Origin of the sequence: Pseudomonas sp. 2995-3, assembly GCF_002742565.1 — a bacterium.
In the GTDB taxonomy this organism is placed as follows: Bacteria; Pseudomonadota; Gammaproteobacteria; order Pseudomonadales; family Pseudomonadaceae; genus Aquipseudomonas; species Aquipseudomonas edaphica.
In genome coordinates, this window is sequence record NZ_LJSB01000248.1 from 1 (window position 1) to 378 (window position 378).

The following is a 378-nucleotide window of genomic DNA, read 5'->3' on the forward strand; positions in this document are numbered from 1 at the left end:
GTGCTGCAAAGGGTTCAGGAATGATTCACCCTAATATGGCGACAATGCTTTCATTTGTAACAACGGATGCAGAAGTATCACATGAAAGTCTCTCGAAAGCATTAAAGCAAGTAACGGACCGCACATACAATCAAATTACTGTTGATGGAGATTGTAGTACGAATGATATGGTTCTTGTAATGGCTAATGGCCAGGCGAAAAATAAAACGCTCAATGAAGACCATCCAGAATGGTCTACGTTCTTTAAAGCATTAGAGCTCGTAAGCAAATCCTTAGCGAAGCAAATCGCTCGTGACGGCGAAGGGGCTACGAAGCTCATAGAGGTTCAAGTAACAGGAGCTGCTACGGAAAGAGGGGCGCGTCAAATCAGTAAAGCAA

General features: G+C 43.7%; 1 protein-coding gene. It reads left to right on the forward strand.

Translation table 11 applies throughout. The features are described 5' to 3' along the window. Nucleotides 1–20 precede the first annotated feature (20 nt). On the forward strand, nt 21–378 hold a 358-nt coding region (locus AOA62_RS25275; protein ID WP_305886548.1), incomplete at its 3' end, for a bifunctional ornithine acetyltransferase/N-acetylglutamate synthase.